Annotated in this window: 13 protein-coding genes; 8 read left to right on the top strand and 5 right to left on the bottom strand. The window is 60.1% G+C overall.

Going from position 1 to position 12554, the window contains the following annotated elements:
• From HMPREF0178_RS22420 to HMPREF0178_RS04520, 4 genes are all read left to right on the top strand, one after another.
• Window positions 1-248, top strand: a 248-nt coding sequence (locus HMPREF0178_RS22420) for a hypothetical protein (RefSeq protein WP_232281192.1), incomplete at its 5' end; no start/stop codon positions are given.
• Between the two features lie 67 nt (window positions 249-315).
• Window positions 316-630, top strand: coding sequence for a c-type cytochrome (locus tag HMPREF0178_RS04530; RefSeq protein ID WP_005025987.1), 315 nt, complete (start codon window positions 316-318; stop codon window positions 628-630).
• 159 nt (window positions 631-789) lie between these two features.
• Complete coding sequence (locus tag HMPREF0178_RS04525; protein ID WP_009379471.1) at window positions 790-1914, top strand: glycosyltransferase family 4 protein; 1125 nt, start codon at window positions 790-792, stop codon at window positions 1912-1914.
• A 213-nt stretch (window positions 1915-2127) separates the two neighbouring features.
• A complete protein-coding gene (locus HMPREF0178_RS04520; protein WP_009379463.1) occupies window positions 2128-3150 on the top strand; it encodes a low specificity L-threonine aldolase in 1023 nt (340 codons plus the stop codon).
• 348 nt (window positions 3151-3498) lie between these two features.
• On the opposite strand, the gene HMPREF0178_RS04515 is transcribed toward HMPREF0178_RS04520, so the two are convergent.
• On the bottom strand, window positions 3499-4152 hold the full coding sequence (locus HMPREF0178_RS04515; RefSeq protein ID WP_009379457.1) for a YigZ family protein: 654 nt from the start codon (window positions 4150-4152) through the stop codon (window positions 3499-3501).
• A 215-nt stretch (window positions 4153-4367) separates the two neighbouring features.
• Here HMPREF0178_RS04515 and HMPREF0178_RS04510 point away from each other — a divergent pair, with 215 nt between their 5' ends.
• The gene (locus HMPREF0178_RS04510) at window positions 4368-4856 is read left to right on the top strand and encodes a rubrerythrin family protein (RefSeq protein ID WP_005026000.1); all 489 of its coding nucleotides are present in this window, start codon (window positions 4368-4370) and stop codon (window positions 4854-4856) included.
• Between the two features lie 382 nt (window positions 4857-5238).
• Here HMPREF0178_RS04510 and phoU read toward each other — a convergent pair whose 3' ends face one another.
• The 4 genes from phoU to HMPREF0178_RS04490 form a co-directional block, all read right to left on the bottom strand.
• Window positions 5239-5925 (bottom strand): phosphate signaling complex protein PhoU, encoded by a 687-nt coding sequence (gene phoU / locus HMPREF0178_RS04505; RefSeq protein ID WP_009379455.1) that lies wholly within the window; start codon window positions 5923-5925, stop codon window positions 5239-5241.
• A gap of 54 nt (window positions 5926-5979) precedes the next feature.
• Window positions 5980-6723, bottom strand: coding sequence for a phosphate ABC transporter ATP-binding protein PstB (gene pstB / locus HMPREF0178_RS04500; protein ID WP_029436690.1), 744 nt, complete (start codon window positions 6721-6723; stop codon window positions 5980-5982).
• A 267-nt stretch (window positions 6724-6990) separates the two neighbouring features.
• A complete protein-coding gene (locus HMPREF0178_RS04495; protein ID WP_009379453.1) occupies window positions 6991-8802 on the bottom strand; it encodes an ATP-binding protein in 1812 nt (603 codons plus the stop codon).
• 1 nt (window position 8803) lies between these two features.
• The gene (locus HMPREF0178_RS04490; protein ID WP_009379452.1) at window positions 8804-9490 is read right to left on the bottom strand and encodes a response regulator; all 687 of its coding nucleotides are present in this window, start codon (window positions 9488-9490) and stop codon (window positions 8804-8806) included.
• A 217-nt stretch (window positions 9491-9707) separates the two neighbouring features.
• Here HMPREF0178_RS04490 and HMPREF0178_RS04485 point away from each other — a divergent pair, with 217 nt between their 5' ends.
• The 3 genes from HMPREF0178_RS04485 to pstA all read left to right on the top strand — a co-directional run bounded on the left by HMPREF0178_RS04485 (window position 9708) and on the right by pstA (window position 12514).
• Window positions 9708-10529 carry a phosphate ABC transporter substrate-binding protein gene (locus HMPREF0178_RS04485; RefSeq protein ID WP_009379451.1) on the top strand — a complete coding sequence of 274 codons (822 nt, stop codon included), beginning with the start codon at window positions 9708-9710 and terminating at the stop codon, window positions 10527-10529.
• 212 nt (window positions 10530-10741) lie between these two features.
• Complete coding sequence (gene pstC / locus HMPREF0178_RS04480; RefSeq protein WP_005026011.1) at window positions 10742-11629, top strand: phosphate ABC transporter permease subunit PstC; 888 nt, start codon at window positions 10742-10744, stop codon at window positions 11627-11629.
• A gap of 66 nt (window positions 11630-11695) precedes the next feature.
• Window positions 11696-12514 (top strand): phosphate ABC transporter permease PstA, encoded by an 819-nt coding sequence (gene pstA, locus HMPREF0178_RS04475; protein WP_009379450.1) that lies wholly within the window; start codon window positions 11696-11698, stop codon window positions 12512-12514.
• Window positions 12515-12554 lie beyond the last annotated feature (40 nt).

Here is a 12554-nt window from a genome sequence, read left to right as displayed (position 1 = left end):
AATCGAATCCTTATTCGCAGGTTGTGCGCCTTAGCGTATGCCGTTCGTTGGATTTGGTTGCAGGGGCTGGAGGGATGCTTTGGCTGATTGGGAGGCGGGGTTGTTGGCTCACTATGAAGCATGGAGCTTATGACAGGAATTTTTTATCGGTGTTTCGTAAAAAAGGGAGAGTCTGCTGGCTTGGAAAGCCGCATGAAGGGGATTTTTCTTTCGAAATATTTCCGCATTTTTATTATATCTCCTTATAATCATTGATTGAAGGATGCCGCAGCGTATTCTGGGCGAAACCAAAGCTTCTTCCGAGGAGGAATCTCTATGCGTGGTTTCATGAAATATGCGTGCGTGTTGGCCCTTCCCCTGCTCGTAGCGGCGGGTGCGGCGCAGGCTCAGACGTGGCCCGATGGCGGCAACCCGTCCGAAGGTGCCACCCTGTATGATAGCTGTGTCCCCTGTCATACGCTGAACGGCAACGGCCTCGCCGGAAAGTCGGTATCCGATCTGATGGACAAGATGAAGGCGTACCAGAGCGGCACCTTCACCGACGCCAAATTGCTTGGTATGCAGCAGGTATTGAAGCCGCTGTCCGACAAGCAGCTTCTGGATCTTGCGGCCTATATCAACAAGATGTAATTCCGCGAAAGAAAGGTCTCACTTCCCCTTGCTCCTTGAAAGCGGCGGCCATTACGGCCGCCGCTTTTTGGCGTCCGGCGCGGAGGCGCTCCTTGTCCCTGTCCGGGGCTTGTGTTACAGCAAAAGTCCCTTGAGTACCTTTCTTTTTCTGGAATGCCCATGTCTTCTTTCCGTTCTATTCAGGTCGTCAATGTCCGTTGGTTCAACGCCACAGCGTGGTATGGGCTGGAGCTCGCCCGTTTGCTCAATGCTGCGGGGCATGAAAGCCGCGTCGTGGCGCTGGCCGATACGGAAACCTTCGCCAAGGCCGAGGAAATGGGATTGCGCCCGTTGGCCATGCCGCTGAATGCCAAGAATCCGCTGGAATTCCCCGGGCTCATCCGTGACATGGGGCGTCTTGTCCGTGAATTCCGGCCCGATGTGGTGAACTGCCACCGGGGAGAATCCTTTTTGTTCTGGGGGCTGCTCAAGGGCATGGGCGGATACGCGCTTGTCCGCACGCGGGGGGATCAGCGGCAGCCCAAGGGAAACCTCCCCAACCGAATTTTACATACGCGGGTGGCTGACGCGGTTGTTGCCACCAACTCGGTGATGGTCCGGCATTTTGCGGAAAAGATGCATGTACCCGCTGAGCGGCTGCATATGATCTTGGGCGGCGTGGACACGGAGCGTTTCCGGTTTGCTCCCGAGGGCAGGATGGAAGTCCGTGCCCGGTATGGCTTTACGAATGACGAATGCGTCGTCGGCCTGCTCGGACGGTTTGACCTCGTGAAGGGGCAAAGGGAAACCATCGCGGCGCTGGCAAAGCTTGTGGGCGAAGGCGTGCGAAACATCCGGCTGATGCTTCTCGGTTTTTCCACGGCGACGCTTCAGGAAGAGGTTGAAGCGTGGATCCGCGAGGCGGGTATGGAGCGGTATGTGACCATCACTGGAAAAGTCCCGGATGTGACGGCCTGCCTGTCCGCCCTGGATGTGGGCGTGGTCGCCTCGTTATGGTCCGAAACCATCGCCAGGGCCGCGCTTGAGATCATGGCCTGCGGGCGGCCGCTCGTATCCACTTCAGTGGGGGTCATGCCGGATCTGCTTCCCGCGTCGGCACTGGTTGCGCCGGGGGATGTGGACGCGCTGGCTGGCGTGCTGCGGCGGGCGGCGACGGATGAGGCTTGGCGGCGGGGCTTGGCCGGGCATTGCTCCGAGCGGATTATGACCCTCCGGGACAAGGATTTTCTCGAACAGACGTTGGCTGTCTACACGGAAGCGTGCCGTCGGCGGTGTTCATCCTAGAGCCCTTCTTTGGGATGGTACCGTTTTCAAGGCAACCAGCTTTAGGGAACGCTGCGGACAGGGATTCGATAAACACAAAAGTTTTTGAAGGGAAGGGGGTGAGGGGGGAGGAGAAATACGGGGGGTGCTTCCCCATTCTCCAGCAAGTTTCTCCTCCCCTCCCCAACGCCTCCATGCCTTTCCAAAGCTCATCTGCCTAAAGGAGGCTGCGAGATGGATTGCACTTTTGCCAGCGACAATACCAGTGGCGTGCACCCGAAAGTGATGGAGGCCCTGAACAAGGCCAACGTGGGCGCGGCGGAACCTTACGGCGACGACCCGTGGACCGCCGAAGCCGAGGGCTGCTTCAAGGCGCTGTTCGGCGATGACGTCGACGTGTTCCTCGTCCCGCTCGGCACGGGCGCGAACGTGCTCGGGTTCAACCGCATGATACGCTCGTGGCACTCCGTTCTGTGCAGCGACATGGCCCACACGCACACCTCGGAAAGCGGGGCGGTCGAGGCCGTCGTGGGCTGCAAGATGACCCCCATCCCCTCCGTGCACGGCAAGATTTCCGCAGGGGCTCTTTCCGCATACCTGACAGATATGGGCAGCCCGCACCACAGCCAGCCCGGTCTGGTGGCGCTCACGCAGTCCACGGAAGTGGCCACGGTGTACACGCCGGAAGAGATCAGGGCCATTGTCGACGTTGCACACGCGAACGGCTTGTACGTGCACATGGACGGTGCGCGCATCGCCAACGCTACGGTTGCGCTCTGCTGTGACGTGCGTTCCTTCACCAAGGATCTCGGCGTGGATATGATGTCCTTCGGCGGCACGAAGAACGGCATGATGATGGCCGAATCCGTCGTCGTCTTTAATAAGGATTTCGTGCGGGACTTCGTGACCCTCCGCAAGCAGAACCTCCAGCTTGCCTCCAAGATGCGGTTCCTTGCGGCCCAGTACATAGCGTATTTCAAGGACGGGTTGTGGCTGGAAAACGCCCGGCACGCCAACAATATGGCCCGTCTGCTTGCGGATCTCATTTCCGGTATGCCGCACGTGGAGCTGGCTCATCCCGTGGAAAGCAATGGCGTGTTCGTCAACATGAAGCCGGAGCACATAGCCGCATTGCAGCGGCAGTACATGTTCCATGAGGTTGAGCCGTCCGCGCATACCGTGCGCTGGATGCTCAGCTTCAACACCTCTGAAGAGCAGGTACGCGCGTTCGCCAAGGCGATCGGCGCATTGGTATAGAATCCGTTTACCGGTTCCTTACGGAAGCCTTTCGGAACGTCTCCGAAAGGCTTTTCGTTTTGCGGAAGAGCGGAAGAAGAGTCGCCGCGCGAGCCAGTACGGTTTTGGTGGTCAGCCCTGCGCTGCGTCGGAAGAGGAAAACCTCGCAAGGGATCAGGGAAAATTGTCTTTGAAAGGCATGGAGGGATTGGGGGAGAACTTTTGGGGAGCAGAGCTTCCTTTTCGCAAACCTGTCGTCGTGGAACTCCCCCTCTATTTCTAAACTTTTACTTTTATCGAAAGCGCTGTCCGCAGCCTTTTGAAGAACTGGATACCATCTGAAGCGATATGTTTTCAAAGAAAGACATGCTACGGTGTTTCCGGTGGCATGGTGTCGTCATCAAGCCGTGTGATGAGCACTGCCCCGTCCGTGAGTTCCGTCAGCGCGGTTTCGAGGGCCGGGATGTTTTGATCGGGAAGCAGCAGTTCGTAGGTGGCGTCCACGCCGAAGTTTTCCGAGGCGACGGTGGCCCGGTAGTCCGGCAGCAGGCGGCGAAAGACCGTAATATGCGGATAGTCGAGGACCACCTCGACGCGCGCGGGGATCATATGTTCGCGTGTGGGCAGGGTTTCGAGGCCCAGTTTGACCATGCCCTGATATGCCCTGACGAGGCCCCCCGTTCCGAGCTTGATGCCGCCGAAATAGCGGGTCACGACCGCGGAAAGCTCACCGACCCCGCCATGCAGCAGCATGGTGAGCATGGGGCGGCCCGCCGTGCCGTGCGGTTCGCCGTCGTCGCTGTAGCCGACCTTGCTGGTTTGGCCGGGCGCTCCGGCGGCGTAAGCCCAGCAATTGTGGGTCGCGTCGGGGAATTCCTGTTTGATCCGCTCGATGAAGGCTTTGGCCGCCTCCGGGGTCGGCGTATGGGCAAGGCTGACGATGAACCGGCTGCGGCGGACGATTTCTTCGCAGCGGTGCAGGTCTTCTGGGGCCAGATCCGGGATGAAATAGGAGACAGACATGGGAACAAGGTGTAGCGTCTGACGGACGGCGGGTCAAGCTTGCGTGCCGTCATCACCGTATTTCTTGTACTTTTTGCGGGCCGATATTTTTTTCTGAAAAAAGTACAGATAAGGCTTTACAAGAGGGCTGGATTCTTATAAACAGGAATCGTTCCTGATTGAGAACGTAAGCAACACACTCTACATAACCTAATTATCCCCAAAGGAGACTTCCCATGAGCAAGACCGAAAAGAATCTGATGGACGCTTTCGCTGGAGAATCTCAGGCTAACCGCAAGTACCTCGCTTTCGCCAAACAGGCTGACAAGGAAGGCCTGCCTCAGGTTGCCAAGCTGTTCCGCGCCGCCGCCGAAGCTGAAACCATCCATGCCCATGCCCACCTCCGCAATGCCGGAAAGATCGGCGACACCACCGCCAACCTCAAGGCCGCCATCGAAGGCGAAACCTACGAATTCACCAAGATGTATCCTGAGATGATCGCCGACGCCAAGGAAGAAGGCCAGGATCGCATCGCCAAGTATTTCGATATGGTCAACAAGGTTGAAGAAGTGCACGCCAACCTCTACAAGAAGGCCCTTGCCGATCCTTCCTCCATCACCGGCGACCTCTATGTTTGTACCGTGTGCGGCTACACGCAGGAAGGCCCCTGCGACAAGTGCCCCATCTGTGGCGCCGTGGCTGCCGCTTTCGCCAAGATCGACTAGTTTTTTGCGCTTAAGGTGAGCAAGGAAAGGGCGTTTTCCACGAAAACAGCTTTTCGACTCTCTCCCAAACGTTTTGACTGACAGGGTGGCCTGACCACAACGCTAGTGCGCAAGATCGTCAAGCATAGCCCCGCTCAGTCTGGAAAAGGCATCTCTCCCGTAAGGAAGAGATGCCTTTTTCTTTACGGTGTTAACCGTAAACAGCTCACTCGTATAACGGATCATTGTGGTTTCCACCCATCACCCTTTCCCATGCATTGCTGAAAGGGGAAAGCGGCGAAGAGGGATTCGATAAGGTCAAAAGTCTTTGAAAAAGGAGGGGAGGGGGCTCGAGGGAGGGAAAACTTTCTCCAGAAAGCTTTTCCCTCCCTCCCCCGAATTCCTATTTCTCCCAACCTTGGGGCAACGTCCTGCGGTGCTTGAGGCTGACGCCTTCGACCATGAAGTAGGCGTGCTCGGCGATGTTCTCAGCACGGCGGCAAACACGATCCAGAGCACGGGTGATCAGCACGATGTGCATGGAGTCCCACGGTTCAAGCGTGCGGTCCCCGACGGCCTGCATGAGCTTTTGGAAAATGTTCACCATCATCTGCGCGGTTTCGTCGTCGTAGCGGCTGACGGCAAGGGCGCTGGGGGCGTCGCCGTCCTGGAAGGCGAGCAGGGAATTGCGGAGCATGGCGCTCGTGCGGGTACACAGCGCCCGGAGATCCTTTTCGACGATGGAGGGAATCGGCTTGTCCGAGAGCGTGACCTGCTCGGCGACGACGACGGATTCATCTCCGATGCGTTCCAGATCCAACACCATGCGCACGACGCTCATGAGAAAGCGGAGATCGCGGGCAACGGGCTGCGTGCGCGCGAGGATGTTGAGCGTGGCTTCGTCGATCTGGTTTTCGAGGTCGTCGATATCCGTATCCCCGTCGAGCACGGCAGCAGCGCGGGGAAGATCGTGATTCAATACGGCGATGGCGGCATCGTCGAGGGCCTGCTGCGTCTTGCTCCCCATGATGAGGAGTTTGGCGCGCAGGTTGTCCAAAAGCTGCTGCGTGTAGTGTTCCTGATAGGCCATAAGGCGTCTCCTTGGCGGAATGCGCTCCGCATATGCATAATTGAGGTGAACGGCTTACCCGAAGCGCCCGGTGATGTAGTCTTCGGTCTGCTTCAGTGAGGGATTGGTGAAAATCTTTTCCGTCAGATCACATTCGATCAGCTTGCCCATATAGAAAAAGGCGGTGCGGTCGGAGACGCGGGCGGCCTGCTGCATACTGTGGGTAACGATGACGATGCTGAGCTGGCTCTTGAGTTCGTGGATGCCTTCCTCGATGCGCTGCGTGGCGATGGGGTCGAGGGCGCTGGCGGGTTCGTCCATGAGCAGGACTTCCGGTTCCACGGCAAGGGCGCGGGCGATGCACAGGCGCTGCTGCTGGCCGCCGGAGAGCCCGAGCGCCGACGTGTGCAGACGGTCCTTCACCTCTTCGAAGATGGCGGCGCGGCGGAGGCTTTCCTCCACCTTGTCGGCTATGAGCGATTCGTCGCGCTCGCCGTTGACGCGCAGGCCGTAGGCCACGTTTTCGAAAATCGTCTTTGGGAACGGCGTCGGCTTCTGGAAGACCATGCCCACGCGGCGGCGCAGGTTCACCACATCGAAATTGGGGGCGTTGATGTCCTCCTTGTCCAGCGTGATCAAGCCTTCCGTGCGGGTGCCGGGGATAAGGTCGTTCATGCGGTTGAGGCAGCGGAGGAACGTGCTCTTGCCGCATCCTGACGGGCCGATGAGGGCCGTGACCTGCCTTTCGGGAAAGGTCAGGCTGACGTCGAAGAGGGCCTGTGAACTGCCGTAGAAAAAGTTGACGTTCTGGGCCGCCATTTTCGGCGTTCCGGAAAGGCTTTGGGCGTTGTCGAGAGTGACGGGCGATGCAATGGGTTGCGGCATGGTTTTCTCCATGAGTACGTTCACAAAGGCCTATGTTGATCCCCGCCGGCGATGCCGGGCGAGGTTTTTTCAGTCAAAAAGATCTGAGTCCCATTTGAGGCCGGAAGGCTTGCGGGGTGTCCTTCCTTGAGTTTTTTGGGGCCGGGCCGTCTGGAGGGCATTGCGGATTTCGGTAAGGGCCCCTTCTTGAAGAAGTGCCCCTTACGTCCTTTTTTCCGTTTCCGCAGCGAGGGGAAGCGTGAATTGCAGGCAGCCGCCGGGGCCGGGTTCCGCCCAGATCCGCCCGCCGTGGCGCTCGACGATGTGCTTGCAGATGGCAAGGCCGAGCCCGGTGGAGGCGGGGCTGCTGCGGTGCTTCTCCACCCTGTAGAAACGCTCGAACACGCGGGCGATGTCCGCCTGCGGAATGCCGGGCCCGTCGTCGCATATCATGAACAGCGCTTCCGGCAGCCCGTTGTGGTCGAGGCGCTTCCCGCCGGAAACCTTGATGGTGGAGCCTTCGGGAGCGTAGCGGCAGGCATTTTCGATGAGGTTGCGGAAAACCTGCCCGATGAAGTGGGGATCGGCCCGTACGGTAAGGGCGGGATCGATGTCGGTTTCCAGCGTCAGGTTGTGTGTGGCGGTTTGCGGCTGGCAGGCCGTGGTCACGTCGGAAAGGATGCTTGCCGCCTTCACGGTTTCCATTTCCATAGGCACCGCGCCGCTCTCGATGCGCGAGAGCTTGAGCAGATCTTCCACCATCGTCCCCATATGCTGGGCGTTGCGGAGGATGGTTTCCGCAAACTTGGCGCAGATGGAAGGATCTTCGGCAGCGGAATCCCGGAGGGTTTCGGCGTAGCCAGCGATGGCCGTCAAGGGCGTGCGCAGCTCATGGGAGACGTTGGCGACGAATTCCTTCCGCACCCGCATGAGCCGGGCCATTTCGCTGATGTCGTGGAAGACCGCCACGGCGAGCACATCATGGATGGCTTCGCGGGGCCTGATGAACTGCACGCTCAGGATCATGTCCGGGCGGGGCTCCACTTCCAGCGTGATGAGCCGGGGCTTGTCCTGCGGCGCGGAAAGCAGTTCGTCGAGCGCCTGCTGGATTTCCGCCGCCGGGATGACTTCCACGGGGAATTTGCCTTCCGCGTCCTTGGCCTGCGGGAACAGGCGCACGAGGGCGGGGTTGACCAGCCGGATGCGCCCTTTTTCGCCGATGACGAGCACTCCCTCGTTCATCACGTCGAGGATGGTTTTGAGCTGCGCCTTGTTCTCGGCGATGGTGCGCAAGTGTTCCTCGGTACGGTCGGCCATGTCGTTGACGGCATGGGCCAGCCGCCGGAATTCCCTGCCGGGCAGGATATGGAGACGGCGGCGGTTGCCCTGTCCGGCGGGGTCCGTGGCGATGCTTTCCACGACCCGGATCATCTCCTTGAGCGAGCGTTCCAGATGCGTCGAGAGCCCGTAGGCGAAGAGCAGGGCGATCAGCGTCGCCAGCCCGACGATGGCGAGCCACTGCCGTTCGGATTGGGCGATGCGTTCCTCTACGTGCTTGAGCGGCACGGCGACCCGGATGAAGCCGTCCGGAAGCTTTCCGACGGCGGCGAAGGGGATGGCCGCATAGACCAGATCCGTATCCAGCGTATTGCTGTGGCGGATGCTGACCCCGAACCCCTCCCGGATGGCGGCTCCGATTTCTTGGCGATCCGCGTGGTTGTCGAGGTCGTTCAGATTGATCCGGCTGGAGTCGGATTCCGCGAGCACGGTCCCGTCCGCACCGATGAAGGTGATGCGGATGCCGAGCTCCGTGCCGATCCGGTCGAAGGTGGAGGAGAGCCCATGCACGCCGTCCGGGGCCGTCTCCATCTGCATACGGATGAGCACAGCTTCGCGCCGGGCATTGCGGACGGTCTCCTCAATGCCGTCTTCCTTGATGTTTTTGCGGACGTACAACCCCGGGAGCACCAGCGTCATCACAATGACGGCCAAGAAGCAGAGGAAGAGGCGTGTCCTGAACTTGGTGTCGCGCATGTTACTCCTTGCAGCGGTAGCCTACGCCGCGCACTGTTTCGATGATTTCGGCGGCGTCCCCGAGCTTGTTCCGCAAGCGGCGGATATGGGTATCCACCGTACGGGCGTAGCCTTCAAACTGATAGCCCCAAACCGCAGCGAGCAGTTCCTCGCGCGTGCGGACGCGTCCGGCGTTGCGCAGCAGATCCTCTATGAGGCGGAATTCCGTGGCCGTGAGCTCGACGTCCTGGCCGAGCACCGTGACCCTATGGGCGGCGGGATCGACGCTGACCCCGTGGCGCGTGAGCACCGGATTGCTTTCCACCATGACCTGGCGCCGCAGGATGGCGCGGATGCGGAGCAGCAGTTCCCGGATGTTGAACGGCTTGACCACATAGTCGTCCGCCCCCAGCTCGAAGCCGAGGATACGGTCCACATCTTCGCCCCGTGCCGTCAGCATGATGATGGGGATGCGCACCGTGCCGGAGTCGCGTTCGAGTTCGCGGCAGACCGCGAGCCCGTCCATTTTCGGCAGCATGAGGTCAAGCAGGATGAGATCCGGCTTGCGGGAGCGGGCCAGATCCAACCCTTCCTTGCCGTCCGCTGCCTGAACGGTGGCATAGCCTTCCTTTTCCAGATTGTAGGCGAGCAGTTCACGGATGTCCTGTTCGTCCTCGACGATGAGAATGGTGGCGGATTCGCTGATCATGGTTGATTCCTTGTTGCAGTCTCGCTGAATGGTTCTAGTTGCGGCGGGTGACGGGAACATGAAGCGATTGTGACAATTCCGTGGCGATAAATCTTTCTTCGTCACCTGTGTTTCGGTTTTCCGTCATCGTTTTGACACGAAGCCGCCCTATTTTCCAGCTTGTCCGGGCGGTCGTCCCGGCCGTTCGTTACAAACCGAAAAAACGGAGTTCATGCAGATGAAACGCATTGTCCTGGCTTCCCTTCTGGCCCTGTCCTGCCTTCTGCCCGCTCAGGCGAAGGCTGCCGACGAAATCGTCGTCAACGGCTCCACCACCGTGTTGCCCATTATGCAGAAGGTGTCCGAAGCCTACATGGCGGCCAATCCCAACGTGCAGATCGCGCTTTCCGGCGGCGGTTCCGGCAACGGCATCAAGGCCCTGCTCGACGGGCTGGCCAACATCGCCATGTCTTCCCGCGACATCAAGGGCAGTGAAAAGGAACTGGCCGCCAAGAAGGGCATCAACCCCGTCCGTACCGCCGTCGCGGTCGACGCGCTTGTTCCGGTCGTGAATCCCAAAAACCCGATCAATGAACTCAGCCTCGACCAGCTCAAGGACATCTACACCGGCAAGATCACCAATTGGAAGGAACTGGGCGGCGCCGACGCCAACATCGTGGTCGTGTCCCGCGACACCTCCTCCGGCACCTACGAAACGTGGGAAGAAATGGTCATGAAGAAGGCCAAGGTCATGCCCAAGGCCCTGCTTCAGGCTTCCAACGGCGCGGTTGAGCAGGTTGTCGCCAAGAATCCCAACGCCATCGGCTACGTGGGCCTCGGTTACCTCGCCCCGAGCATCAAGGGACTGCATATCGGCAAGGTCGCGGCTTCCGCTGAAACCGCGCTTTCCAAGGAATGGCCCCTCAGCCGCGAACTGTATGTATTCACCAACGGAGAACCCGCCGGCGCTTCCGGCGCGCTCATAAAGTACATCCTCGACCCAGCCAAGGGCCAGAAGGCCGTGAAGGAAGTCGGCTTCGTGCCGCTGGCGAAGAAGTAACTATGCCGGGGAGGAGGAACCTTTCTGAAAAGGGCTCCTTCTCCCTTTCCCCCTCTTTCTCAGCGTGTTTGGCTGACGGAGAGGCGGGAATCCCATTCAAAAAGAACAGCGTGGCGGCTCCTTGACAAAGAAGAGGGGCCTCCTGAGCCGCAACGATCTCGCGGCGGCAAGCGGCGCGGAAGACAGCGCCCCAGAAGAGAAACGGAGACTCCATGTCCAGAGAACTGAAGGAAAAATCGATCCGGTGGCTGCTGACGGGCGTGGCCTTTGTATCGCTTCTCTCCCTTGCCTGCATCATGCTCTTCCTGTTTATGGAAGGGCTGCCGCTGTTTGCGGACTATCCCCTCTGGGATTTCCTGACGGGGCATTTATGGTACCCCACGTCCGAGCCGCCCGAATTCGGCATCTTTCCTCTGATTATGGGCTCGCTGGCGGTAACCATTTTGGCGTCGTGCATCGCGGTGCCGCTCGGCATCATGACGGCGGCCTATCTGGCGGAGATCGCGGCCAGCCGGACGCGGCGCATCGTCAAGCCGTTCGTCGAACTGCTGGCGGCGTTGCCTTCGGTTGTCATCGGCTTTTTCGGCATGGTCATCGTCGCCCCCTTCCTGCAGGACTGGTTCGGGGCGGACACCGGGCTCAACCTGCTGAACGCCGCGCTCATGCTGGCGTTCATGAGCGTGCCGACCATCTGTTCCGTGGCTGAGGACGCGCTGTTCGCGGTTCCCCGCACGCTGCGCGAAGCGTCGCTGGCCCTTGGCGCGACCCGGTGGGAAACGCTGATCCGCGTGGTTATCCCCTCCGCGCTGTCCGGCATCGGTACCGCCGTTATGCTCGGCATGTCGCGGGCCATCGGCGAAACCATGGTCGTGCTTATGGTTGCCGGGGGCGCGGCTATCATACCGCTCTCGATTTTCGACCCCGTGCGGCCCATGCCCGCTTCCATCGCCGCTGAAATGGCGGAAGCGCCTTTCCGGGGCGATCATTATTTCGCCTTGTTCGCCACGGGCATCGTGCTGTTCCTGTTCACGCTCCTGTTCAACATGCTGGCTTTCCGCATCGCGGAAAAACACAAGCAAACCGGGTCCTCCGGCCTGTAGGGATATGCCATGACGACGATCACCTTTCACAGCGACAATACGTCGCGCCAGCGGCGGGAGGCAATGATGTTCGGCCTGCTGCGCGTTGCGGCGGGCATCAATATGCTGGCACTGGTCGGCGTGTGCGTGTTCCTGCTCTGGAATGGGAGCCCGGCGATAAGCTGGGAGTTCCTGACCGAGCCCCCGCGCCGGATGATGACCGCCGGGGGCGTCTGGCCCTGCATCGTGGGGACGTTCCTGCTGGCTTTCGGGGCCATGCTGATAGCGTTCCCGCTCGGCGTGGCCTCAGCCGTGTACCTGCATGAATATGGCGGGAAAGGACGGTATACCCGTTACCTGCGGCTCGGCATCAGCAACCTTGCGGGCGTGCCTTCCGTGGTGTTTGGGCTGTTCGGGCTGGCGTTCTTCGTGACCTTTCTCGGCATGGGCGTGAGCCTGCTTGCGGGCGTGCTGACGCTGGCGGTGCTGACCCTGCCGGTCATCATCAACACGACGGAAGAGGCGCTGCGGCAGGTCCCGGACGCCTGGCGCGAGGCATCCCTTGCCCTCGGCGCGACCCGCAGCCAGACCATTGCCCGCGTTGTCCTGCCCGCTGCCGTCCCCGGCATGTTGACCGGGGCCATTCTCGGCCTGGCCCGCGCTGCCGGTGAAACCGCAGCGATCATGTTCACCGCCGCCGTGTTTTACACGCCGAAGATGCCTGATTCCGTTTTCAGTGCGGTCATGTCCCTCCCGTACCATATGTATGTGCTTGCCACCGCAGGGACGGAAATCGAGAAAACCCGTCCTCTCCAGTACGGGACCGCGTTGATCCTGCTCGTCCTCGTCCTCGGCATGAACCTCATTGCCATCATCATACGCGACCGTATGCAGCGGAAGCGGTAGAAGTATGAAGGCATTGGGGAGGGGGAGGAGAAACTTTCTT

The organism is Bilophila sp. 4_1_30 (assembly GCF_000224655.1).
Classification (GTDB): Bacteria; Desulfobacterota; Desulfovibrionia; order Desulfovibrionales; family Desulfovibrionaceae; genus Bilophila; species Bilophila wadsworthia.
This window is presented reverse-complemented; position numbering and strand designations above follow the sequence as displayed.

Bases quoted from the DNA above. Each gene is read 5' to 3' on its own strand.
- HMPREF0178_RS04530 (WP_005025987.1), top strand. From the start codon at position 316: ATGCGTGGTTTCATGAAATATGCGTGCGTGTTGGCCCTTCCCCTGCTC.
- HMPREF0178_RS04525 (WP_009379471.1), top strand. From the start codon at position 790: ATGTCTTCTTTCCGTTCTATTCAGGTCGTCAATGTCCGTTGGTTCAAC.
- HMPREF0178_RS04520 (WP_009379463.1), top strand. From the start codon at position 2,128: ATGGATTGCACTTTTGCCAGCGACAATACCAGTGGCGTGCACCCGAAA.
- HMPREF0178_RS04515 (WP_009379457.1), bottom strand. From the start codon at position 4,152: ATGTCTGTCTCCTATTTCATCCCGGATCTGGCCCCAGAAGACCTGCAC.
- HMPREF0178_RS04510 (WP_005026000.1), top strand. From the start codon at position 4,368: ATGAGCAAGACCGAAAAGAATCTGATGGACGCTTTCGCTGGAGAATCT.
- phoU (WP_009379455.1), bottom strand. From the start codon at position 5,925: ATGGCCTATCAGGAACACTACACGCAGCAGCTTTTGGACAACCTGCGC.
- pstB (WP_029436690.1), bottom strand. From the start codon at position 6,723: ATGGCGGCCCAGAACGTCAACTTTTTCTACGGCAGTTCACAGGCCCTC.
- HMPREF0178_RS04495 (WP_009379453.1), bottom strand. From the start codon at position 8,802: ATGCGCGACACCAAGTTCAGGACACGCCTCTTCCTCTGCTTCTTGGCC.
- HMPREF0178_RS04490 (WP_009379452.1), bottom strand. From the start codon at position 9,490: ATGATCAGCGAATCCGCCACCATTCTCATCGTCGAGGACGAACAGGAC.
- HMPREF0178_RS04485 (WP_009379451.1), top strand. From the start codon at position 9,708: ATGAAACGCATTGTCCTGGCTTCCCTTCTGGCCCTGTCCTGCCTTCTG.
- pstC (WP_005026011.1), top strand. From the start codon at position 10,742: ATGTCCAGAGAACTGAAGGAAAAATCGATCCGGTGGCTGCTGACGGGC.
- pstA (WP_009379450.1), top strand. From the start codon at position 11,696: ATGTTCGGCCTGCTGCGCGTTGCGGCGGGCATCAATATGCTGGCACTG.